Source organism: Vibrio pectenicida (genome assembly GCA_024347015.1).
GTDB classification, from domain to species: domain Bacteria; phylum Pseudomonadota; class Gammaproteobacteria; order Enterobacterales; family Vibrionaceae; genus Vibrio; species Vibrio pectenicida.
In genome coordinates this window covers 577,155-600,804 of the sequence record AP024889.1, presented here as the reverse complement: position 1 = coordinate 600,804, position 23,650 = coordinate 577,155, and the positions used below count along the sequence as shown (strand labels likewise).

At 41.0% G+C, this 23,650-nt stretch carries 17 protein-coding genes, 1 rRNA gene and 1 other annotated feature; of the genes, 9 read left to right on the top strand and 9 right to left on the bottom strand.

The genetic code is table 11. The features are described 5' to 3' along the window. Positions 1 to 60 precede the first annotated feature (60 nt). The 4 genes from OCV27_RS02800 to rluD all read right to left on the bottom strand — a co-directional run bounded on the left by OCV27_RS02800 (position 61) and on the right by rluD (position 6,605). A 16S ribosomal RNA gene (locus tag OCV27_RS02800) occupies positions 61 to 1,618 on the bottom strand. A 609-nt stretch (positions 1,619 to 2,227) separates the two neighbouring features. Next, on the bottom strand, positions 2,228 to 4,801 hold the full coding sequence (gene clpB / locus OCV27_RS02795; RefSeq protein WP_125322819.1) for an ATP-dependent chaperone ClpB: 2,574 nt from the start codon (positions 4,799 to 4,801) through the stop codon (positions 2,228 to 2,230). A 96-nt stretch (positions 4,802 to 4,897) separates the two neighbouring features. Beyond that, on the bottom strand, positions 4,898 to 5,626 hold the full coding sequence (pgeF, locus tag OCV27_RS02790; protein ID WP_125322818.1) for a peptidoglycan editing factor PgeF: 729 nt from the start codon (positions 5,624 to 5,626) through the stop codon (positions 4,898 to 4,900). A gap of 1 nt (position 5,627) precedes the next feature. Further along, positions 5,628 to 6,605 carry a 23S rRNA pseudouridine(1911/1915/1917) synthase RluD gene (rluD, locus tag OCV27_RS02785; RefSeq protein ID WP_125322817.1) on the bottom strand — a complete coding sequence of 326 codons (978 nt, stop codon included), beginning with the start codon at positions 6,603 to 6,605 and terminating at the stop codon, positions 5,628 to 5,630. A gap of 130 nt (positions 6,606 to 6,735) precedes the next feature. On the opposite strand from rluD, the gene OCV27_RS02780 reads away from it, so the two are divergent. The 6 genes from OCV27_RS02780 (at position 6,736) to yjjX (ending at position 13,697) form a co-directional block, all read left to right on the top strand. Then, positions 6,736 to 7,461 (top strand): outer membrane protein assembly factor BamD, encoded by a 726-nt coding sequence (locus OCV27_RS02780; protein ID WP_125322816.1) that lies wholly within the window; start codon positions 6,736 to 6,738, stop codon positions 7,459 to 7,461. Positions 7,462 to 7,892: 431 nt separating this feature from the next. Further along, complete coding sequence (gene hpf / locus OCV27_RS02775) at positions 7,893 to 8,222, top strand: ribosome hibernation-promoting factor, HPF/YfiA family (RefSeq protein WP_125322815.1); 330 nt, start codon at positions 7,893 to 7,895, stop codon at positions 8,220 to 8,222. 126 nt (positions 8,223 to 8,348) lie between these two features. Continuing rightward, positions 8,349 to 8,470, top strand: a sequence feature (Phe leader region). 12 nt (positions 8,471 to 8,482) lie between these two features. Beyond that, positions 8,483 to 9,661, top strand: coding sequence for a prephenate dehydratase (gene pheA / locus OCV27_RS02770; protein WP_125322814.1), 1,179 nt, complete (start codon positions 8,483 to 8,485; stop codon positions 9,659 to 9,661). Positions 9,662 to 9,822: 161 nt separating this feature from the next. Continuing rightward, positions 9,823 to 10,869, top strand: a complete 1,047-nt coding sequence (locus tag OCV27_RS02765; RefSeq protein WP_125322813.1) for a polyamine ABC transporter substrate-binding protein — start codon at positions 9,823 to 9,825, stop codon at positions 10,867 to 10,869. Next, positions 10,853 to 13,198, top strand: a complete 2,346-nt coding sequence (locus OCV27_RS02760; RefSeq protein WP_125322812.1) for a putative bifunctional diguanylate cyclase/phosphodiesterase — start codon at positions 10,853 to 10,855, stop codon at positions 13,196 to 13,198. Before OCV27_RS02765 ends, OCV27_RS02760 begins: the two co-directional genes overlap by 17 nt. Further along, a complete protein-coding gene (gene yjjX / locus OCV27_RS02755) occupies positions 13,164 to 13,697 on the top strand; it encodes an inosine/xanthosine triphosphatase (protein WP_125322811.1) in 534 nt (177 codons plus the stop codon). Before OCV27_RS02760 ends, yjjX begins: the two co-directional genes overlap by 35 nt. A gap of 18 nt (positions 13,698 to 13,715) precedes the next feature. Here the strand turns inward: yjjX and trpR are convergent, their stop codons facing one another. Further along, a complete protein-coding gene (gene trpR / locus OCV27_RS02750; protein WP_125322810.1) occupies positions 13,716 to 14,012 on the bottom strand; it encodes a trp operon repressor in 297 nt (98 codons plus the stop codon). A gap of 29 nt (positions 14,013 to 14,041) precedes the next feature. Next, positions 14,042 to 15,997 carry a murein transglycosylase gene (gene sltY / locus OCV27_RS02745; protein WP_125322809.1) on the bottom strand — a complete coding sequence of 652 codons (1,956 nt, stop codon included), beginning with the start codon at positions 15,995 to 15,997 and terminating at the stop codon, positions 14,042 to 14,044. Positions 15,998 to 16,450: 453 nt separating this feature from the next. On the opposite strand from sltY, the gene ettA reads away from it, so the two are divergent. Together ettA and OCV27_RS02735 are read left to right on the top strand one after the other, a co-directional pair. Further along, positions 16,451 to 18,118 (top strand): energy-dependent translational throttle protein EttA, encoded by a 1,668-nt coding sequence (gene ettA / locus OCV27_RS02740; RefSeq protein ID WP_125322253.1) that lies wholly within the window; start codon positions 16,451 to 16,453, stop codon positions 18,116 to 18,118. 162 nt (positions 18,119 to 18,280) lie between these two features. Beyond that, on the top strand, positions 18,281 to 18,652 hold the full coding sequence (locus tag OCV27_RS02735; RefSeq protein ID WP_125322254.1) for a PilZ domain-containing protein: 372 nt from the start codon (positions 18,281 to 18,283) through the stop codon (positions 18,650 to 18,652). Between the two features lie 140 nt (positions 18,653 to 18,792). Here OCV27_RS02735 and tyrA read toward each other — a convergent pair whose 3' ends face one another. The 3 genes from tyrA to nagZ all read right to left on the bottom strand — a co-directional run bounded on the left by tyrA (position 18,793) and on the right by nagZ (position 22,188). Continuing rightward, a complete protein-coding gene (gene tyrA / locus OCV27_RS02730; protein WP_125322255.1) occupies positions 18,793 to 19,920 on the bottom strand; it encodes a bifunctional chorismate mutase/prephenate dehydrogenase in 1,128 nt (375 codons plus the stop codon). Positions 19,921 to 19,932: 12 nt separating this feature from the next. After that, a complete protein-coding gene (locus OCV27_RS02725) occupies positions 19,933 to 21,006 on the bottom strand; it encodes a 3-deoxy-7-phosphoheptulonate synthase (RefSeq protein ID WP_125322256.1) in 1,074 nt (357 codons plus the stop codon). Between the two features lie 198 nt (positions 21,007 to 21,204). Then, positions 21,205 to 22,188 (bottom strand): beta-N-acetylhexosaminidase, encoded by a 984-nt coding sequence (gene nagZ / locus OCV27_RS02720; protein WP_125322257.1) that lies wholly within the window; start codon positions 22,186 to 22,188, stop codon positions 21,205 to 21,207. 324 nt (positions 22,189 to 22,512) lie between these two features. Here nagZ and OCV27_RS02715 point away from each other — a divergent pair, with 324 nt between their 5' ends. Beyond that, positions 22,513 to 23,622 (top strand): anhydro-N-acetylmuramic acid kinase, encoded by a 1,110-nt coding sequence (locus OCV27_RS02715; protein WP_125322272.1) that lies wholly within the window; start codon positions 22,513 to 22,515, stop codon positions 23,620 to 23,622. Positions 23,623 to 23,650 lie beyond the last annotated feature (28 nt).

Below are 23,650 nucleotides of genomic sequence, written 5' to 3'. Positions count from 1 at the left end.
CGTCTTTAAAATCTATAAACCATCAATCTGTGTGGGTACTCATCAAAAATAATCATCGTATAAGGAGGTGATCCAGCGCCAGGTTCCCCTAGCGCTACCTTGTTACGACTTCACCCCAGTCATGAACCACAAAGTGGTAAGCGTTCTCCCGAAGGTTAAACTACCTACTTCTTTTGCAGCCCACTCCCATGGTGTGACGGGCGGTGTGTACAAGGCCCGGGAACGTATTCACCGTGGCATTCTGATCCACGATTACTAGCGATTCCGACTTCATGGAGTCGAGTTGCAGACTCCAATCCGGACTACGACGCACTTTTTGGGATTCGCTCACTTTTGCAAGTTGGCCGCCCTCTGTATGCGCCATTGTAGCACGTGTGTAGCCCTACTCGTAAGGGCCATGATGACTTGACGTCGTCCCCACCTTCCTCCGGTTTATCACCGGCAGTCTCCCTGGAGTTCCCGACATTACTCGCTGGCAAACAAGGATAAGGGTTGCGCTCGTTGCGGGACTTAACCCAACATTTCACAACACGAGCTGACGACAGCCATGCAGCACCTGTCTCAGAGCTCCCGAAGGCACACCTGCGTCTCCGCTGGCTTCTCTGGATGTCAAGAGTAGGTAAGGTTCTTCGCGTTGCATCGAATTAAACCACATGCTCCACCGCTTGTGCGGGCCCCCGTCAATTCATTTGAGTTTTAATCTTGCGACCGTACTCCCCAGGCGGTCTACTTAACGCGTTAGCTCCGAAAGCCACGGCTCAAGGCCACAACCTCCAAGTAGACATCGTTTACGGCGTGGACTACCAGGGTATCTAATCCTGTTTGCTCCCCACGCTTTCGCATCTGAGTGTCAGTATCTGTCCAGGGGGCCGCCTTCGCCACTGGTATTCCTTCAGATCTCTACGCATTTCACCGCTACACCTGAAATTCTACCCCCCTCTACAGTACTCTAGATGACCAGTTTCAAATGCTATTCCGAGGTTGAGCCCCGGGCTTTCACATCTGACTTAATCATCCACCTGCATGCGCTTTACGCCCAGTAATTCCGATTAACGCTCGCACCCTCCGTATTACCGCGGCTGCTGGCACGGAGTTAGCCGGTGCTTCTTCTGCAGCTAACGTCAAATGAATGCGCTATTAACACATCCACCTTCCTCACTGCTGAAAGTACTTTACAACCCGAAGGCCTTCTTCATACACGCGGCATGGCTGCATCAGGCTTGCGCCCATTGTGCAATATTCCCCACTGCTGCCTCCCGTAGGAGTCTGGACCGTGTCTCAGTTCCAGTGTGGCTGATCATCCTCTCAGACCAGCTAGGGATCGTCGCCTTGGTGAGCCATTACCTCACCAACTAGCTAATCCCACCTGGGCATATCTTGACGCGAGAGGCCCGAAGGTCCCCCTCTTTGGCTTCCGTTCATTACAAACAAAAGCATTATGCGGTATTAGCCATCGTTTCCAATGGTTATCCCCCACATCAAGGCAATTTCCCAGGCATTACTCACCCGTCCGCCGCTCGACGCCGAAGTAGCAAGCTACTTCTCGTTTCCGCTCGACTTGCATGTGTTAGGCCTGCCGCCAGCGTTCAATCTGAGCCATGATCAAACTCTTCAATTTAAAGTTTTGATTTCCTAACTAAATAGGATTGGGCTCAATGAATACTGACTTCAAAACTAATATTTACCGCTTATTCGAAAATAAACAGAAACATGTAATTCTAAAGCTATTATCGTTCTCTTCTTAAATAAATAGGAACAGAACGATAATGAATTGACTGTGCCAAATAATGCCTTTCTACAAGAGAAAGTCGTTATTTGTATTGGTCACTCAGTTCATTGATACCTAAAGTGATTCAATAGAATCATTTTTGGATTATCATCAACGAGTGCCCACACAGATTGATAGGTTTAGTTTGTTAAAGAGCAATTCTTCTTTGATTTCGTTAACTCTTAAATAAGAGTCGGCCATTCTAGCGATATAAAATCTAGTGTCAAACACTTTTCTTTATTTCTCTTGAGGTTACCGCTGTAACCTTCGCTGGCCAAAAAATGATGCCAAACTCTTCATGCCTGACAACGAGAGCGGATTATAGGGAAGTATTTCGATAGCACAAGGATAAATTAGTAAAAAACTCTCCTTTCGGCATCGTTTGCTCAAAAAACAATCTAAAACTAAGGTTATCTATAATTAGAGGGCTAAGCAGCCCTCTATAAATTTAGTTTAAAGTCATTGCTGAGCGACAATCTGGTCTTTACTCACCGACAACTTAATTACTTTATCCGGTATCACCTTCCCTGCAAGTATTGCTTTAGCAAGAGGGTTTTCGACACTCTGCTGAATAGCGCGCTTTAATGGTCTGGCTCCAAACACAGGGTCAAACCCAGCTTGAGCAATAAACTCAAGTGCCTTATCAGTCACTTGCAACTTATACCCTCCATCTTCCATACGCTTGGTAAGCCTGCCCAGCTGGATCGATGCAATAGATTTAATATGCTCTTGTGCAAGGGGATGAAAAACAACACTTTCATCAATTCGGTTGAGGAACTCTGGGCGAAAATGTTTATTAACCACTTCCATTACTTGCTCTTTCATTCCTTGATAATCAACAGAGCCAAAGTTCTCTTGAATTTTCGCCGAACCAAGGTTTGACGTCATAATCACAACAGTATTACGAAAGTCGACTGTTCGACCTTGTCCATCAGTAAGCCTTCCATCATCCAACACTTGAAGTAGTATGTTGAACACATCGGGGTGAGCTTTCTCAACTTCATCTAGCAAAATTACGGAGTATGGCTTTCTTCTTACCGCTTCTGTTATATACCCTCCTTCTTCGTACCCTACATATCCTGGAGGAGCCCCTACAAGCCTAGCCACTGAATGTTTTTCCATAAATTCTGACATATCAATACGCACCATTGCATCTTCACTGTCAAATAAGAAGTTGGCTAAAGTCTTACAAAGCTCTGTTTTACCTACTCCAGTTGGGCCTAGAAATAGAAACGAGCCAATTGGCTTGTTAGGATCAGACAAACCTGCCCTGCTGCGGCGAATGGCATTAGATACCACTTCTACCGCTTCTTTTTGGCCGATGACACGAGCATGAAGAACTTCTTCCATTCGCAGCAGCTTTTCTTTTTCAGCTTCAAGCATCTTGGATACAGGGATACCAGTCTGCTTAGATAGTACTTCAGCAATCTCGTTATCTGTTACCTTATTACGTAGTAAGGTCATCTCCTGCATCTCAGCCTGGGTAGCAAGATCCAGCTGTTTTTCCAATTCAGGAATACGTCCATACTGAAGCTCGGACATACGATTGAGATCACCAGCACGACGCGCAAACTCCATATCCATACGTGCTTGCTCTAATTCGCTTTTAATGTGTTGTGTCCCTGAAAGGGCTGCTTTCTCGGCATTCCATACTTCTTCTAACTCAGCAAAAGCACGCTCTTTATCCTGAAGTTCTTCATTAAGGTTGAAAAGACGTTTTTCACTTGCTTCATCATGTTCGTTGGTCAGAGCTTGCTGCTCTATTTTTAGCTGTACAATTTTACGTTCAAGCTTATCCAAGGATTCAGGTTTGGAATCAATTTGCATTCGTATGCTTGATGCCGCCTCGTCAATCAAATCTATGGCTTTGTCTGGCAGCTGACGATCGGAAATATATCGATGTGATAAACTTGCAGCGGCTACAATCGCTGGATCAGTGATCTCCACATGATGATGAAGCTCATAACGCTCCTTAAGACCACGTAAAATTGCAACTGTATCTTCCACCGAAGGTTCATCTACTAACACCTTTTGGAAACGACGCTCAAGGGCAGGATCTTTTTCTATATATTGACGATATTCATCCAAAGTTGTTGCACCAACGCAGTGAAGCTCACCCCTCGCCAAAGCAGGCTTAAGCATATTTCCTGCATCCATCGAACCTTCACCTTTACCTGCACCAACCATAGTATGAATCTCGTCTATAAATAGGATTATGCTTCCCTCTTCTTTAGACAGTTCATTCAGCACAGATTTAAGGCGCTCTTCAAACTCCCCTCGGTATTTAGCTCCAGCGACCAAAGCCCCCATATCGAGAGACAAAACACGTTTATTACGCAGACCCTCTGGAACCTCATTATTTATAATACGCTGAGCCAGGCCCTCAACGATTGCAGTCTTACCCACACCTGGCTCGCCAATAATTACCGGATTATTTTTGGTTCGTCTTTGCAATACTTGGATGGTGCGGCGAATTTCATCATCTCGACCAATAACAGGATCTAACTTACCTTGCTCAGCTCGCTCAGTAAGATCAATAGTAAATTTTTCAAGTGCCTGGCGAAGTTCTTCAGCATTAGGATCGTTAACGGTTTGACCGCCACGAATTTTATCAATTGCAGCACTCAATTTGGCTTCGGTTAAGCCCAATTCCTTGAATAGCTCACCTAAAGGCCCTTTATCTGCAACAGCTGCAAGAAGAAAAACTTCTGAAGAAATATAAGCATCTTGGCGTTTTTGCGCGACCTTATCGCAAAGGTTGAACACAGTGCCCATAGAGCTCGATAGTTGTACATCGCCACCAATACCACTGACTTTAGGTAAGCGATCAAGCATTTCACTTAATTTGGATCTCAAGTGAGTAGCATCGACATCAAGCATAGTGAGCAATGGACGAATAGGACTGCCATTTTGATCCATCAAAGCGACCATGAGATGGACTGGCTCGATATATTGATGATCACGCCCTAACGCCAATGATTGTGCGTCAGATATCGCGATTTGAAATTTGCTGGTGAACCTGTCAAGACGCATATCTACCTTCCTAACCTTAACAAAGAAAACTCTTTTAGTCAGTATGATAGATGGTTCCGCAACCAGCGACTTTCAAGGGTCAGTAATTGAAAACCATTACTTTTCTATCCAGATAAAAGTTGCTTGTCGGCCTGTTACGCCATCTCGACGATAAGAGAAAAAACGTTCGGGATCAGCGTATGTGCACATATCACTATAATAAACATCTAATACGCCGACTTTATTAAGTCTTTGTGTAGCTAGCATATTCATATCTGCTAGCCATTTTCCCGACATTCCAATACGTTTAAATGCATTTGTCGCTGACGGATCTATTGAAACAAATGCTTCAAACACATCCTCGCCAACTTCAAATGCTGTCGCACCAATAGCAGGGCCAATCCATGCCATTACTTGACCTTGAAATTTTGCTACTGCTTGCTCAATAATTCCACTTGCTAAACCTCGCCAACCTGCGTGTACAGCAGCGATCTGGCTACCAGAAGCATTTGACAATAATACAGGTAGACAATCCGCTGTCATTACAGAGCAAACCAAACCCGCTTCTCGGGTAAACAAGCCATCAGCATTGAGCGTTACATCATTTGATTCTGCAACCTCAGTCACTGTTGTTGAATGTGTTTGATTTAACCAGATAGGAGTGGTTGGCATCGATGAGTTCTCCACCAACCAGCGACGATTATTTTTAACATCAGTGGCATCATCCCCAACATGCCCACCTAAATTCAATCCTCTATACGTACCACTCGAAAAACCTTGATTTCGAGTCGACGAGAAAGATCTTACACGTGCAGGGGCAGGCCAATTGGGAATGATCATTTCCATATTAAAAATCATCCTCGATGCCATGATCCTGAACATCTTGGCGTAAAGCGTCTGTCATACACACCATATCTTGAGGTACAGGGGCATGAAACTCCAGTTCTTTTCCCGTTATGGGATGTTCAAATTTGAGCATCACAGCATGCAGAGCTTGCCGATCGAACTTGCGTATCATATTCGCCAGCTCATCAGAAGCTCCTGACGGAATTCTAGCACGGCCACCATACGCCGAGTCTCCAAGTAATGGGTGCTGAAGGTAAGCCATATGAACACGAATCTGGTGAGTACGCCCAGTTTCTAGCCTTAACCGAATTCGAGTATGCTCACGAAAGTGCTCGGCAACACGATAATGTGTTACTGCCAGCTTCCCCATGGGGCTAACCGCCATCAAAGTACGTTTTGTTGAATGACGCCCAATAGGCTGTTCTACTCGCCCTCCAGCTGTCATACGACCAATAGCAATGGCTTCATACTCTCGAGTGATATTGCGCTTTTGCAGTGCTCGGACAAGTCTAGTCTGAGCTGGCACTGTTTTAGCAATGACCATCAGTCCTGTGGTATTTTTATCAAGACGATGCACGATGCCAGCACGAGGCACCTCCGCTATATCTGGGTAATGGTGTAATAATGCATTTAATACTGTACCGTCAGGTGTACCTGCTCCTGGGTGAACTACAAAATCACGTGGTTTGTTAATAATAATAATGTCACTGTCTTCATAAACGATATCTAATGAAATATCTTGCGCTTCCCAGCGCTCCTCATCTTCTAGTTCAGCCTGAAGTGTTATAGTTTCTCCCCCCATCACTTTCGTGCGAGGTTTAGTGACTACTTCTCCATTAACCTGAACTTTTCCATCCTTCAGCCATTCTTTAAGGCGAGAACGTGAAAAATCGGCGAATATTTCTGCAATCGCTTGGTCAAGACGCTGACCTAATTGACTATCTTTTACTGTATTGTTTAATTCAATCTGCTGAGCCATATCGAACTTTTTTAAAAACTGTGGGACTAATTGCCACTAGTATGGAAGAATATTGCTCCATTGTATCTGCTACCGACAAGAAAGTAACGGAAGCAAAAGAAATATTTATCTCAAGGAATCGAATCCTGACATGAAAAAGTATACTTTATCTGGTTTATTAGCATTATCTATTTTAGTTGGCTGCTCTAGCAGTGATGAGATTGTTCCAGATATTCCACCTTCAGAATTATACTCAGAAGCTCAGGTATCTTTGCAAAGCGGAAACTGGCTAACGGCAATCGATAAGCTTGAAGCCTTGGATTCCAGATACCCGTTTGGTGCTTATTCCGAGCAAGTCCAATTAGACCTCATATATGCATATTACAAAAATGATGATTTAGCGCTGGGCTTGGCGACGATCGAGCGGTTTTCGCGTTTAAATCCGACTCATGAAAAGCTTGATTGGGTTTTATATATGCGTGGCTTAACTCATATGGCGCAAGATCGTAATTTTATGCACGATTTATTTAATGTCGATCGTAGTGACAGAGACCCAGAACCAGTCAAAAAAGCATTTTCTGATTTCAAAAAGCTACTTGAGCGATATCCAAGCAGCCCATATGCTGAAGATGCGAACAAACGCATGATTGCACTAAAAAACCGCCTCGCTAACTACGATCTTGCTACAGCTGATTTCTATCTTCGCCGGGAGGCTTGGATTGCCGCAATCAACCGTACACAAGAGTTACAAAAAACTTACCCTGATACTGAAGCTGCAATTAAATCCCTTAAAATCCAACTGATAGCATATCAAGAGTTAGGATTGGAAGATGCTACTAAGCACACCCAGCAGTTAATGGACCTCAATAAACAGTAAAAGTGCTTATACTGAGCACTTTACCCAAAGCGGCTCAGTTTAACTTGCCTTGAGAGACTTATTTGATAGCCTATGAATTTAAGTCTCTTAACTTATTTCCATCATTATTAACCTAAAAACAGTAAAGCATTCAAAGCCGAACCCTTTACTATAAAAGTTACTATAAAAGTCATAAAATGGACACTTGTACTTGGGACGATATGAACCCCTAAAAAATGTTAATTTTTCAGCCCATAACATTAATAACTTAACAAGTTTTATACCCATAACAAGCCTTTTCCCTGTTCAAGATGCTCAGTTCTAGATGTCGATCACGTTTAAATTCTCAATCGAAACATATAAGTCAAAAGGTGATATAGATCACGTTATTTTGATTATAGATAGGTAATCTGAAGTTAATCCATCGAGGGTGCTACAGAGGAAAAATATCTATGAAAGTAAACATTACCGGTAAAAATATCGACATCACCTCTGCTATCCGAACTCACATAGAGAGTAAATTTAAAAAACTAGAAAAATGGCAAGTTGACATTATCGGATGCCAAGCCTGTTTTAGCGAAGAACCCAACAAACACAAAAAATTTGAGGCCGTCATTACCGTACCAAAAGGAAAACTCGTTGCTTCAGCTGTTCATGAAGACCTTTATGCTGCGATAAATGAGGTAGAACAAAAACTCGAACGTCAGCTCAACAAGCTTCGCCACAAACCTGAAGCTAGACGGTCTGAGAAGCCCGAACCAGAAGAAACGGAGATTGAGTAATAGCTGGTTCAAAACCGACTAGATGATAATATTAAAAATAGCGCTTCGAGCGCTATTTTTTTGCTTGACGCTGATTAATCGGTTGCTTATTGTGTTATCAGTATCACAAGATTACTGACAAACAATGATTTTAGATCGCCTGTTCTTTTTTGACTTATTTTTTCTCCACTAAGGCTGGAGGATGTCTCGTTTTCAAAAGAAAAGTCAAAAACGAACAGGAAGCCTCCCAAATGGGAGGCTTTTTCAATGAGGACCATAGGATGACCGTTCAAAAATACTCACTCAATGACATTCGGCTACGTTTAAATGAGCTGGATGATGAATTGCTCAAGCTTTTATCAGAGAGAAGGCAAATGAGCATTGAGGTAGCCAAAAGTAAAGTTCAGACATCCAAACCGGTGCGCGATGCAACACGCGAACAACAATTACTAGTGAAATTAATTAATGCTGGACGTGACAAATACGAACTTGATGCTCAGTATATTACCAAACTATTTCATACGATTATCGAAGATTCGGTTTTACTTCAACAGTCTTATCTACAGAATCTTGCCAATCCAGAAATAAGTCGAAAACCATTAGCCCGGGTGGCTTTTTTGGGGTCAAAGGGCTCCTACTCTCACCTAGCTAGCCTTGCATATTTCAGCCGAAAAAATACTGAACTGATAGAATTAAATTGCCAACACTTTAAGGAAGTAGCCCAAACTGTTGAGTCTGGACATGCTGATTACGGAGTGCTTCCTATTGAAAATACCAGCTCAGGTTCAATTAATGAAGTATATGACCTTCTCCAACATACAACACTTCATATCGTCGGAGAAATGATATTACCAATAGAGCATTGTTTAGTCGCCACCTCAGATATTCGCATAGAGGATATACAAACTTTATATTCACACCCTCAACCACACCAACAATGCAGCGAATTTCTGAGTAGACTTAAAGGCATCACTCTTGAGTCCTGCACCAGCACTGCAGATGCAATGAAAAAAGTAAAAGAAATCAACAGCGACAATGTTGCCGCCATTGGACATGCTGCTAGTGGAAAGCTTTATGGCCTACAATCTATTCAAACAAATATTGCCAATCAAACTGAGAATCATACTCGTTTTATTGTGGTAGCACGAAAGCCAGTTGAAGTATCCTGTCAGATCCCTGCGAAAACAACTCTTATAATGTCAACTTCCCAAGAAACAGGTTCCTTAGTGGCCACATTATTAGTGCTACAGAAGTACTCAATTAATATGAACAAACTTGAATCTCGACCTATTATCGGAAACCCTTGGGAAGAGATGTTTTATGTCGATCTAGAAACACACCTAGAGTCTGACGAAATGCAAAAAGCACTACAGGAACTGACAAAACTGACAAAACATCTCAAAGTTTTAGGCTGCTACCCAAGTGAAAATGTGTCCCCAACGAAAATAAGATTCCAATAAAAAAAGGATATAGATCAAATAAATAATATCAAATGACTGACACTGATCAGAAAAAAAATTAATATCACTAACATTAGTTGCATATAGATGTAGTGTCTGTCATTCTTAGACATGTCATTTTGAGCGAATTTACCAAAGCATTATGGAACTTCCCGTTTGACATGAGATCACTAATTCTCTTTTTACTAGCATTCACTACGCGAAGCTTTTCAGCACAATCCAACACACCTATAAACATCTATATGTGGGAAGATACTATCTCACCTTATGTCGTTGAAGACTGGGAGTCCTCAACAGGCATACCTCTTGAAGCCACACATTTTGATAATGATGATGAACGCAGCCTATTGATGATAAAAAGTCTTCAGTTACCCTTTGATGTTATGATTTTGGATAACGTTTCTGCACAGATATACGGCCGATTAGGTATATTTGAAGATCTTACTGATATCAAAAACCGTCAGCATAATGGAAAAAAATGGTTACAAGCTTGTGGGGATTACGCAGTTCCATATTTTTGGGGAACAGTGGGGGTAGCTTATAGAAAAGACCTAGTCCCAAAACCACCAGCTACATGGAACGAATTTATATCTCCTCCGAAGGAGCTAGAAGGACGTATAGGAATGATCAATGATAGCATTGAAAGCTTCCTACCTGTATTTTATAGCCTAGGTCTTACTCCTGATGAAGAGACCCCATCACTCATCGAAGCCGCTTATCCTCAAATGCAAACCTTCAATGAAAAGATACTAACTTACGAATATATATTGAGTTACGTAAGGAGTACGCAAAATAATAATGAAAAACTAGCTATGGCTCTCGCCTACAGCGGAGACCAATATTCTCTTAACCGCTACTTTGTCGGTGAGAAATGGGGCTTCACTATTCCTGACGGAGAGATTTTCATTTGGATTGACTGCCTCGCAATAAGCAAACATTCAACCAATTCGGTTAACGCCAAAAAGTTTCTAGAGTACATTATGGATCCCGATGTAGCTGCAAAAAATGCCATTTTTATCAAAGCTTCAACACCCAATCTAACTGCGTTAAAACAAACGCCTGATTGGTATAAAAATGATGCATCATTGTTTCCACCACAGCAAAGGATAGACCAGGGGCGAGTTGATGTTGAACTATCCTCTCAAAACATCAGCTTACGAACTAAAATACTCAACCGCATTCTAAAACGTCATGAAACTCAGCACTAGAGTACTATTGCTAGTATCGCCAGTCATTCTAATAAGTGCTGCATTTTCTAGCTACGGTATATATAACAATCAAAAAGATGCGTTGGTTAAACGTGAAAATAGCTACCTTCAATTAACAATAGAAAAATTGGCGGGACACTTTAGGCAATCTGTAGCAATATTAAACAGCTACTCTCTAACCCTAACTAAAAGCGATATCATACGCCATTATTTTAACAAGGAAGATAACCCATATCGTGAGATGGAGTTAATCGAGACTTTGCAAACAACTATCACAAACCTCCAGTTAAATACACAAAATGATATTGCAGTCGCCATACTCGATCACAGTCGAAGTCCATTGTTTTATGCCGATAACCAACTTGACCCATTTTCAAAACTTGATAAAAATGTACACCAATTCGTCAACTCAAATTACCGGCAGACTGGCAATAGTTCTTTCATTGGGTTTACACAAAACCATCAAGGTCAGAGCATCCTTGTCCGCTACGATGTACTTGATACTGACACTTTAATGACTCCACTCAGCTACAATAAAGATCATCTGTTTTTTGTTGTCGTCTATTTGTCGTTAAATAAATTCGATCAACTAAAACATATTATTGAGTTTGACAATGATACTAGTATTTTTTTCAGTGATTACCCTGTCATTAAATCCGGTTTGACTCAATCGGTAGAGCTTCTGCCAAAGCTTTATGCAGTTTTAGATCCCGCTCAATATTTACTTAAAGAAAAACTCGACAATATCGAGCAGCGATTATTACTCTTTTTTGGCGCGTCCACTGTGATCACTATTTTTATCTTACTTTTCCTTCTCCATAATCGAGTAATAAGTCCTATAATTTTCCTTGATAAACAACTTCGGCAAGTTGAACAACGCCAACGACAAAATATTATTCGCCTCAATACTAATGATGAAATAGGACGGCTATCTGTTCGTTTCTACGACATGTATAAAGAGTTAAATTCCAGTTACCAGAAAACTAAAGCAATGGCTGAGAATGACCATTTAACTCAATTAGCTAACCGGTATCAATTTCAAATATATGTCGAACAAGCGATTAAAGACAGCCAGCAGTCTAATCAAGCTTGGATTCTATTTATTGACTTAGACAATTTTAAGTATGTAAATGATAAATATGGCCACCACGTTGGGGATTCATTGTTAATTGATTTCGCAGAACATATACGCAAGTTAAGTGAAAAATATCAGCAGTCTTATAACACTAAATGTCTTGCATCAAGATTGTCTGGAGATGAGTTTGCTATTTTTATTGCATCTTCACAGCAAAATAATTATTCATATAATCTGGCACAGGAGATTCTAGACCCCATTCAAAACTCGAAGGGTTCTCCTTTAGGTAATTTTCCTATAACGGCTAGTATTGGCATAGCCACCTACCCTGAAGATGGCCAAGATTTGGAAAGCCTCCTTTCAAATGCAGATACTGCTATGTATCAAGCCAAAAGAGCTGGCAAAAACCAAATAGCTGGCTACTCGCAAGAACTAGATGAAATTGTTAAACGTAGAAACCAAATAGAGCAAGCACTTAGAAATGGCCAATTCGACCAAGAATTTTCTCTCATGTATCAGCCATACTTTGATCGTTCTGGTAAAAACATTATGGGTGTAGAAGCTTTATTACGTTGGTTTTCTCCAAACATGGGGAAAGTAAGTCCAGCGGAGTTTATCCCCATTTCAGAAAAAACTGGCATATTTGGAAAAATAGATCGCTGGGTGATACTACAAGCATTTAAAGATTTTGTAACATTACAAGAATGTTTTGGTCACCCCCTTCAATTATCAATTAACTTATCATCGGCTGAATTAGATTCACAGCAATTAGCAAGAGACATACAAAATGCTGCCAAGAAATATCACGTAGAACCAAACTTAGTCGATTTCGAAATTACCGAAACTTTTGCTACAGACTCACAAAGTTACTCTCTACTACATGAACTATCTATAATGGGGTTCAAATTAGCTATTGATGATTTCGGCTCAGGTTATACTTCTATCACCCAGTTGGTGGAATATCCTGTACAGAAAATCAAGCTTGATCGAGAGTTCCTTAATACTTTGATTAAAACTCAAAATCAAAAAGTAATTAAGCCACTAGTAGATCTATGTCATTCTCAATCAATGATAGTCACTGCCGAGGGCATAGAATCCATCTCTATGTTAAACTGGCTTGCCGAAAACCAATGTGACTATATGCAAGGTTATTTTCTCTCTCCACCACTCTCTCTATCTGAGCTAAAGTTTCTCAAGCAGAGCGAACTAGGGTATAAACATGTTAACGAAGAAAGTTGTTATCACTTCTCTTAATCCAGCCAAAAGCAAGGCTGTTAAAAGTGCTTTCAAAAAAGTTTTTAGTTCACAAAATTTTGATTTTTTAGCAATTCAAGTTCCCAGCGGTGTTGCAGATCAACCGATGAGCAATGATGAAACCTATAAAGGCGCTATTAACCGTGTACAAAATGCAAAAGAGGCTCACCCACATGCGGACTATTATGTTGGCCTTGAAGCCGGAATAGAAGGCAACGCGACTTTTGCATGGATGGTTATTGAATCGACCAAACGCAGGGGAGAATCTCGTTCCGCCAGTTTAATTTTACCCCCCCTGGTATTAAAAAATCTGCTTAATGCCAACGAACTCGGGGATGTAATGGACGATGTATTTGGCACCGAAAATATCAAGCAAAAAGGCGGCGCAATCAGCCTATTAACTCAAGATATACTCACACGCAGCGATGTCTATCACCAAGCATTGATATTAGCGCTCATCCCATTTACTAATACTGAATACTTTCCTGAAAATCTTTAAAGACGCGATGAAGAGTGGTTATTTAAGGTTTAGAAGTGAGAATAGCTGTGCTTTCTCGATTTCTGACTTTGACTTAAGCTCATTAGATCCACGAGTTATTGTGGCAACACCAACTCCTAGCTTGTTACTAATCTGCCGCTGTGAAAGATCACCTTTGAGTAATTCACAACAGATGTTCACTCGTGCAATTAAAGCTTCACGCTCATCGGCAGTCAATAACATAGTCAACAGCATCTCATGTTGATCGGATTTAATACTGGTTTTGATTAAATCTAAAATCTGTTGCCACTCGTTGTACTCAGGTTGTATTGCCATTTACTTTTAGACCCTAGGAACGCAATAAATTAATATCTGGCTTCTATCTCATGTTGGTTGAGAAACGCACCATCTACCCCTAACAAATCACGGTAATATGTTTCAAACATTAATATGTTCTGGACATATCCACGCGTTTCCTTAAAAGGGATGGCTTCAATAAATGCATATGCATCTAATCTTCCTTGAGTACGTTTCCGCCAAGTTTTGACTCGATGCGGCCCAGCATTATACGCTGCAAAAGCGAAAACTCGATTATTATCGTACCTTTCTAACAAACCTTTAAGGTAGTGGCTGCCTATTTCAATATTTTTCCCTACTTCGTATAGATCCTTACTGCTTCGATACATCAATTGATATTTTCGAGCAGTATATTTAGCTGTTGAAGGCATAATTTGCATAATACCTCTCGCACCGACAGGCGATCGAGCTAATACATCGAGAGCGCTTTCTTGTCTCGCCAAAGACATTAAAGTGATAGGATCAATACTATGCTTCTGCCCATAGAAATCAAACCACCATTGATGCGCTACTGGGAAGCGAAGTTCAATATTATCCCACATTTTTGCCTGAATGCTTGCCTTTACGCTCAAATGAGACCACTGTTTGCTAGCGGCATAAGCCGCTAACATTTCTTTCTGAGTATCATTTGCTCGATCGAGTAACCACTGCCATTCATTTTTAGCCACAGCAATTTTTTCTCGTGTAATAAGTTCTTCAATTCTAATCAAAGCCTCCCGAAAAGGTTTGACTGTATCTTGCTGAAAAGAAATAGTTGAAATGGGGTAATTAATAGATTGTTTGATCTCTTTTGCCGCTGCAACACTGTAGAAATTGCGCTGACCTACGATTCGTTCTAGGCGCTGAACTCCCTCCTTCATTTCACCTTTGGCTAACTCACTCCTACCTAACCAATATTGCCAACGTAAACTATTCTTTTTGTTATCAGGAAGCAAAGCAATCCACTTGGTAATCCCTTTCCAGTCAGCATCTTGAATTGCAAGACGAATACGACGTTCAATTAATTTATAATTAGTTGATGTGGCAATTTTTTTATCGCGCCACCGTTCCTGTAACAAAGACTCAGTATTGATTAGTCTAAAAGAGATAAAATCAGCCAAAATTTGCACCTCATCAGCTGACATATTTTGTGATGAAACTACCTGTTCAAAAACACTAAATGCTTTTTTGATATCTTTACGAGCAAGCTTTTTTAGGGCCATGGCCGTTAAAGAGCGATACCAATTGCTGTCTGGATGATCAAACGCAAAGTTCAGTACTTGTTCTGGGCGGTTATACAAAGCTTTCATTTCCTTAGCTTGCTTTTTAGCTTTGTTCGTTCTGAGTTGCTTCCTCAAATAGTTCATCAATAAGCTGTTACGAGCTTCGAATACTAAATGCATCCGTTCAAGGATATGTCTATCTGACCTTGCTCCTGACTTATCCCACACACTAAAAAGGGCGTCACATGCGTCGGATATACTCTCACCTGACAGCCAAAGCTTTTCTGCACCTGCAAAGGCTTTTTCACGATTTCCTGTTTTGTAAAGTGCGAAGTAATAATGACATTGATACGTTTCACCACGAGGTTCAACAGTCTGAAATTCATTTAGTTTTTTCCATTGCTTCCTATGGGCAAGGCTATCAATATAAGGGGCGCGAATTCGACCTGAGAAAGGTATAGTCTTGTAGTTATCAATAAAAGTTTCGACTTCTTCTGGCGTTTTTTGACCAATATTAACCAAAAATGCTCGATAGTCGGTATAGGGGGTTAGAGGATACTCAGCTATCTGATCGCGAATTTTGAAGTATTGAGATACTTTACCTTTATCCAGCAATTTCTGAGCCTTATCATATGCGGCACGTTGCTGCTGAAGGTCACTACCCCACACATGTGGAGCAAAACTTACGCTGCAAACCACCGACCCCAAGAAAAGAGTCAATGAATGAATGCGATGCAGCGACTTAAGAAACGTTAGCGTCATAAGTTCTCATCCCGTAGAGAAGTTAAGGTTTATATCGCAGTATATATTTGATCATTAAAGTAATTTGAAACAATCTAGAAGACAGCGTATTCTTGGGTCCTTATTACACCAAAGCTATGCTCTTTCTCCTTCAATTCGTTAGGTCTTATGAATAAAGAATAGCTACATAAAATAAGCCTTGCCTCATAAAGATTGACCAATGTAAGTTTTAGCTCTTCTAAATGCCCGAGCCTACTCTCCACTATGAATGTATCCTTATTCTAAATAGAACCAAAAACTTAATAGATATAAATACTAATAAAATCATACTAATGTGACACTATCAGTAGTAATCAAGGATAATTAAGAACAAAACGGTCAGAAAGGTCATTCGATACAGACGAGGTAACAAAGCATCCCGTCTTAGTATAAAATACCCCTCTATTTAAATTCATAGTCTAGGGACAATCAGCAATGGCTGAATACGTATATACCATGTCTCGGGTGAGCAAAGTTGTTCCACCCAAACGTCAAATTCTCAAAAATATCTCTCTCAGTTTTTTCCCTGGGGCAAAGATCGGTGTACTAGGGCTAAATGGCGCTGGTAAATCAACTTTACTACGCATCATGGCAGGCATTGATACAGATATCGATGGTGAAGCTCGTCCTCAACCTGGCTTAAACGTAGGTTACCTACCTCAAGAACCAATACTTGATGAATCAAAAACAGTGCGAGAAATCGTTGAGGAAGCCGTTTCAGACGTCGCAGGAGCAATGCAACGACTGGATGAAGTCTATGCTGCCTATGCTGAACCTGATGCCGATTTCGACTCATTAGCAAAAGAACAAGGTGAACTTGAAGCATTAATCCAGGCCAAGGATGGACATAACTTAGAGAATGCCCTTGAACGAGCAGCAGATGCGCTGCGTCTTCCAGAGTGGGACACTCCAATCAAATATCTATCCGGTGGTGAACGAAGACGCGTTGCTATTTGCCGTTTGCTACTTGAAAACCCTGATATGTTGCTTCTAGATGAGCCAACCAACCACCTTGATGCCGAATCGGTGGCTTGGCTTGAGCGCTTCCTAGTTGATTATACGGGCACAGTGGTAGCCATTACCCATGACCGCTACTTCCTAGATAACGCTGCTGGCTGGATTCTAGAGTTAGACAGAGGTGAAGGCATCCCTTGGCAAGGTAATTACACTTCTTGGCTAGAACAAAAAGATGCACGCCTCCAGCAAGAAGCTTCTCAAGAAAAAGCTCGTCAAAAAACTATCGAGAAAGAACTCGAATGGGTACGTCAAAACCCTAAAGGGCGTCAAGCTAAATCTAAAGCTCGGATGGCACGCTTTGAAGAACTACAAAATAGCGATCACCAGAAACGTAATGAAACCAATGAACTATTTATCCCACCAGGTGAACGCCTAGGTGATAAAGTTATTGATATTAAGAATTTAACCAAATCATTCGACGGACGTGTCCTTATTGATGACCTATCATTTAGTCTACCCAAAGGTGCTATCGTGGGTATTATTGGGGCTAATGGTGCTGGTAAATCAACGCTATTTAAGATGCTAAGCGGCATAGAACAACCTGACTCAGGGACCATTGAGATGGGGGAAACGGTTAAACTCGCCTCAGTAGATCAGTTCCGTGACAGTATGGATGATTCAAAAACTCTCTTTCAGGAAATATCTGAAGGTTCCGATATTATCAAGATAAACAATTTTGAAATTCCTGCCCGTGCGTACTGCTCTCGCTTCAACTTCAAAGGCAGTGACCAGCAGAAAATCATTGGCGAGTTATCTGGGGGAGAACGTAACCGAGTTCATTTGGCCAAGCTGCTAAAAGCTGGTGGTAATGTTTTGTTACTCGATGAACCGACCAATGACCTTGATGTCGAAACACTCCGAGCTCTAGAAGAAGCTCTTTTAGAGTTCCCCGGCTGTGCTATGGTTATTTCACACGATCGCTGGTTCCTAGACCGTATTGCAACTCACATTATCGACTATCGTGATGAAGGTCAGGTCAACTTCTACGAAGGTAACTATACTGAGTATATGGAATGGCTGAAGAAAACCTTGGGCCCTGATGCAGCGGAACCTCATCGAATCAAATATAAGCGTATTAGTAAATAATACTGACTTATTATTCGAATCAAGGCCGCACCTATTAGCGGCCTTGATTTTTAACTCCATCGCAAGCAGAGTTGTAATTTCAAACTATTGATATTAAAGACTAACTGGCTGCCATTCTTAATTTAATAATCTTAACTATTGGGTAGCACAGAGAGAAAAACCATGATAGAACGCCGACAATTTTCGCGAATCATATACCAAACACCAGCGGTATTATCGCAAAATAACAAGGTAGTCAATTGCTTTATATGCGACTTATCTTTGCATGGATTACTACTAACGTCCGATAATTCTGACGATTTAAACCTCAATACTATGGTAGATGTAGAGTTCGCACTTCAAGATACCGACATTATTATTGAACTTGTGGGAGAAGTTGTCGGACTCAATGGTAATGTAATACGCCTAAGCATCGACCATATAGATATTGATAGTATTGGCCATCTCAAAAGGCTGATCGAATTAAACGTAGGAGATGACGAGCTATTACATAGAGATATCGAGCACTTAACAGACTTAGGCGAATACCACTAACGAACACAGCAGACCCTAAAAGCACTAAGTCAAAAGATCTTATAGCTGATTGAATATTTAATAAGATAAGACTAGAAAGGATCTTATACAAAAAGGAGCTCCTTCAAGAGAGCTCGTTGACATTAGTGCAAACAGAACAACTAGCCTCGATGGATAGAATCATTAGCCTGTTTCAATAGATTTTGACTTTCATGCATAAATTGTTGGGAGTAGTCTCCAAACCAATCACTGACTTTATTAAACTTGGTCACAAATGCCTGTTTATCACAACCATCTAAAATATCTATAGCTTCTCCAAAGCATTGGTGGAAGCGTTTTATCATTTGTACATTCTCATCAGATGAAAGAATTATATCCCCATATAAATTAGGGTCTTGGCCGAATAAGCGGCCTACCATAGCCAACTCAAGACGATAAATGGGCGAACTCAGTTGCATAAGTTGTTCGATATTCGGATTTTCTCGGCTCAAATGTAATCCATAGGTAAATGACGTAAAGTGACGCAATGCTTGAATTAAAGTCATACCATGATCATGTTCTGCCGCATCCATGTCACATAAACTCGCTCCCCAAATTGAAAGCTGTTTGAGTAACCACTGGTAATCTTCTTCCCCACGACCATCACAATAAACAACCACTTGCTTAGCTAAACTTGGAACATCAGGGCCGAACATTGGATGAAGGCCGACGACTGGCCCGCTATGGACATCAAGCATCGTCTGTAACGGACTAACTTTAATGGAAGTAAGATCACACAAAATACAACTTGGAGGCAAGTTACCCAATTTTCTAATGACTTCCAGAGTGTGATCAATGGGCACGGTTACCATAACTAAACCAGCTTTAGATAATATTTCATCAGCTTGTTGCCAATCATCCCTGTCAATTACCTCAACTTGATAGCCAGACAACTTAAACATTCTAACAAACAAACGTCCTAACTTACCGTAGCCACCAACAATAGCAATAGTCCCCAACTGTGGTTTCAAACACTTAAAACCTGCGTCTTTTTCACTCGCATAAGACTCTCGCATAGTACGACGCAAAATATCTTCAATAAGCTGCGGAGGAACCCCTTTCTTCACAGCCTCTTCACGACGGGAGGAGAGCATAGCCGCTTCACGATCGGGAGCATAAATAGGCAACCCATGAGTGCTTTTCACCTCACCCACTTTCTCCACTAAAGCCAGTCGCTGTGCTAATAAATCTAGAATTTGTTTATCTACTACGTCAATTTGATCACGTAACTCGTTTAATTCAACGGCCATTGATATTCCTTGTTAACCTTTTAACCTATGTTCCAAAAATGGGATAAGCTCAGTATACGCACGACGTAATAGTGCCTCAGTGGCCTCCCAATTAATACAAGCATCGGTGATTGAAACACCATATTTCATGTCGTTTAGTGCAATGTTAGAAGCTTGATTTCCCTCATTGATGTGGCTCTCTATCATCAAACCTATGATAGACTTATTGCCTTCACGGATCTGGTGAATCACATCTTCGGCAACCAACGGCTGCCGACGGAAATCTTTGCGCGAATTCGCGTGGCTACAATCAACCATTAAGGACGCTTTTAAGCCTGATTTCTCCATCTCTTGCTCACACTCTGTAACGGATACAGAATCATAATTAGTCTGCTTTCCTCCGCGCAAAATAACATGACCGTTAGTATTTCCCTGTGTTGTTAGTAATGCCACTTGCCCTTCACGACTTATTCCCATAAATCTATGACTTGAAGATGCAGCCTGCATAGCATTTATTGCCGTAGACAAACTACCGTCAGTACCATTTTTAAATCCGATTGGCATTGACAATCCACTGGCCATTTCTCGATGGGTTTGTGATTCAGTTGTTCTGGCTCCAATCGCAGCCCAACTGAATGTATCGGCTAGATATTGAGGGCTAATGGGATCAAGAGCCTCTGTTGCCAAAGGTATTTCCATTTCAGCGAGATCCACCAACAACCTTCGGCCCACATGTAAACCCTGTTCAATATTAAAAGAGCCATCAAGCTGAGGATCATTAATCAATCCTTTCCAACCAACCGTCGTGCGAGGCTTTTCAAAGTAAACACGCATCACAAGATAGATTTGATCACCAAGCTGCTCAGAAAGAGCTTTTAGACGCCTAGCATAGTCTTTAGCTGCATCAATATCGTGAATTGAGCATGGTCCACAAACCACCAATAAACGATGATCTTTTTTATGGATTATGTCAGATATAGTCTGGCGAGACTGTTGAATAAAATGGCGAGCGCTGTCACTCAAAGGTAATTTTACTTTTAATTCCTCAGGTGTAATCAGTACCTGCTCTTCAATTATATTAATATTGCTCAATTCACTTTTTTGCATAATTCAACTTCGTATAAAATAATTTACATAAAATCACCTCACACCTGTAAGGTTGGTTTAAAATACCTTATCAGGCTGTATCAAAAACTCAACATGTAAACCAAAAAAAACATATCGTAAAATAAAATTTACACAAAGCTATGTAATTAGAATATTTCAGTTCAAGATATAGATAACAATGGAGATTTATTGTGCTGATCATTCAAGAATACGTTTCATCATTTCTACAGCAAGCTTCCACTCTCGGCTACGGCAAAGTTCTGACAGGCTAAAGGATTGCTTCTTCAATAAATTTATTGCTTGCGGTACTTGGCTTATTGCCAAATTATCTAGAACCTCAACCTGAGCATCACGTTTATTGCATACAAGTACCATATCGCAGCCAGCCACTAATGATTTTTGTGCACGCTCTGCAACAGAGCCCATGACTGCGGCTCCTTCCATAGTCAGATCATCAGAAAAAATAATGCCATCAAAAGCTAATTGTTCTCTTAATACATTCTTTAACCAATATTTAGAGCCGCTGGCAGGTTCTGAATCGTAATGAGGAAAAATAACATGTGCAGGCATCATGGCATCGAGTAGATTATGTTTAATCTGAGCTTCGAAAATTGCCATGTCCTGGTCAAATATTGACTCTCGATAATCAAAAGGAGTTTCAAGATGAGAATCTGCAACAACACCGCCGTGCCCAGGAAAATGCTTTCCTGTGGTTGACATGCCTACAGCTTTCATTCCACGCATATAAGCACTGCTATGGAGAACTATGGTGTCTATATCTTCACCAAAAGAGCGACTACCGATAGCTTTCGATTGATGACCTTTATCTAGTACAGGAGCAAAGCTAAGATCAATGTCATGAGCAATCAATTCAGCAGCCATAAGCCAGCCACCGAGCTCTGCCATCTTTTCACCGTTATCTTGCTTAGCATACAAATTAGCAGCAGGAATAGAGGAAAAGCCTTGGCGAAAGCGTTGCACTCTCCCTCCTTCTTGATCGACACCAATAAGGATTGATCGCTTTGCCGCTAGGCGGATAGCTTTGTTCAATGCCAATAACTGCTCATTATCATAGTAATTTCGAGAAAATAGTATGACTCCACCGACTGTAGGATGCTGAAGAATCTCTTTATCTTCAGCGGTCAATTCATACCCTTCCACATCAAGCCATAAAGGTCCCATATAATCAGTCCTCAGATATTTCACATAGCATCAAAAAATTAATTCAATTTAGTGGCTACTTTTACCACCCATTTAAAAACAGCCATCTATCCTCACGCTAGGATACGAAGAAAATAGTAAGATCTCCATATCACCTGCATCGTCTTTTTTATTTTCAACCTGTGCACCCAGCAAATCTTACTAACCATATCCCCTTAATAAACCCACCTATCCTTTGAAAATTTGACTGTATAACTTATGAAAATAGTGGTTTATCTATCGCTTTTTGGTCCAGTATCATCGCATACTATGGTCTAGAGTATATTTAAAGGAAAACTAGTGGCTATGAATACAGAGCTATATATTGGCCTTATGTCTGGTACTAGTCTAGACGGTATAGATGCTGCATTAGTTGAAATATCTGATAAGAATATAAAGTTAATAGCTTCAAAAGCTTATATCATACCCAACGGCATTAAACAGCAGGTGTTAGGTGTATGTTTGGGTCAAAAAACAGATCTGAAACAACTTGGAGAATTAGACCATCAATTAGGGCATTTGTATGCAGAATCTGTGCAAGATTTACTTAAAGAGACTGGATACAATAAAAAACAAATATCTGCAATTGGTAATCATGGGCAAACTGTTTTCCATCAGCCTACTGGTAATACTCCATTTACCATACAACTAGGAGATGCCAACATAATCGCGGCGAAGACAGAAATTACAACTGTAGCAGATTTTAGACGCAAAGATATTGCACTAGGTGGTCAGGGCGCACCATTAGTTCCAGCCTTCCACCATGCTCTCTTTCATTCAAAAGAAACAACCACAGTGGTAGTCAACATTGGTGGTATCGCTAACATTTCAGTACTTCATCCACAACACCCTGTCGTGGGCTACGATACAGGTCCTGGAAATGTATTGATGGATGCTTGGTGCACCAAGCATAAAAACGTACAGTTCGATAAAGATGCATTTTTTGCACAACAAGGAGCAGTCAATACTCCACTTCTACATGAGATGCTAAAAGAGCCCTATCTAGAAAAGTCCTCCCCAAAAAGTACAGGTCGTGAGCTGTTTAACCTTCCATGGTTAGAGGCGATTTTAGATAAACACTCATGCAATAGCGAAGATGTTCAACGGACCTTGTGTGAGTATACGGCTATCACCATCAGCAATGAAGTTGAAAAATATAAGCAAGGTAAGCAACCAAAACTTTTAGTATGTGGTGGAGGGTCTAAAAACCCGCTTTTAATGGTACGTCTAAAGGCTTTATTACCATCATGGGCAGTGGAAGTAACCGATTCAGAAGGATTCGACAGTCAAAACATTGAGGCAATGGCATTTGCTTGGCTTGCTTATCGCCGTATCCACAATCTACCAAACAATGCGCCACAAGTAACTGGTTCAAGCAGAGAAGCTTCTCTGGGTGTCATATACTTTGCCGATTAACTCAATTTAGATGCATGGAATACCACGA

Bases quoted from the DNA above. Each gene is read 5' to 3' on its own strand.
- ettA (WP_125322253.1), top strand. From the start codon at position 16,451: ATGGCTGAATACGTATATACCATGTCTCGGGTGAGCAAAGTTGTTCCA.
- sltY (WP_125322809.1), bottom strand. From the start codon at position 15,997: ATGACGCTAACGTTTCTTAAGTCGCTGCATCGCATTCATTCATTGACT.
- OCV27_RS02780 (WP_125322816.1), top strand. From the start codon at position 6,736: ATGAAAAAGTATACTTTATCTGGTTTATTAGCATTATCTATTTTAGTT.
- rluD (WP_125322817.1), bottom strand. From the start codon at position 6,605: ATGGCTCAGCAGATTGAATTAAACAATACAGTAAAAGATAGTCAATTA.
- pgeF (WP_125322818.1), bottom strand. From the start codon at position 5,626: ATGGAAATGATCATTCCCAATTGGCCTGCCCCTGCACGTGTAAGATCT.
- OCV27_RS02765 (WP_125322813.1), top strand. From the start codon at position 9,823: ATGAGATCACTAATTCTCTTTTTACTAGCATTCACTACGCGAAGCTTT.
- pheA (WP_125322814.1), top strand. From the start codon at position 8,483: ATGACCGTTCAAAAATACTCACTCAATGACATTCGGCTACGTTTAAAT.
- hpf (WP_125322815.1), top strand. From the start codon at position 7,893: ATGAAAGTAAACATTACCGGTAAAAATATCGACATCACCTCTGCTATC.
- OCV27_RS02735 (WP_125322254.1), top strand. From the start codon at position 18,281: ATGATAGAACGCCGACAATTTTCGCGAATCATATACCAAACACCAGCG.
- OCV27_RS02715 (WP_125322272.1), top strand. From the start codon at position 22,513: ATGAATACAGAGCTATATATTGGCCTTATGTCTGGTACTAGTCTAGAC.
- OCV27_RS02725 (WP_125322256.1), bottom strand. From the start codon at position 21,006: ATGCAAAAAAGTGAATTGAGCAATATTAATATAATTGAAGAGCAGGTA.
- trpR (WP_125322810.1), bottom strand. From the start codon at position 14,012: ATGGCAATACAACCTGAGTACAACGAGTGGCAACAGATTTTAGATTTA.
- yjjX (WP_125322811.1), top strand. From the start codon at position 13,164: ATGTTAACGAAGAAAGTTGTTATCACTTCTCTTAATCCAGCCAAAAGC.
- nagZ (WP_125322257.1), bottom strand. From the start codon at position 22,188: ATGGGACCTTTATGGCTTGATGTGGAAGGGTATGAATTGACCGCTGAA.
- OCV27_RS02760 (WP_125322812.1), top strand. From the start codon at position 10,853: ATGAAACTCAGCACTAGAGTACTATTGCTAGTATCGCCAGTCATTCTA.
- tyrA (WP_125322255.1), bottom strand. From the start codon at position 19,920: ATGGCCGTTGAATTAAACGAGTTACGTGATCAAATTGACGTAGTAGAT.
- clpB (WP_125322819.1), bottom strand. From the start codon at position 4,801: ATGCGTCTTGACAGGTTCACCAGCAAATTTCAAATCGCGATATCTGAC.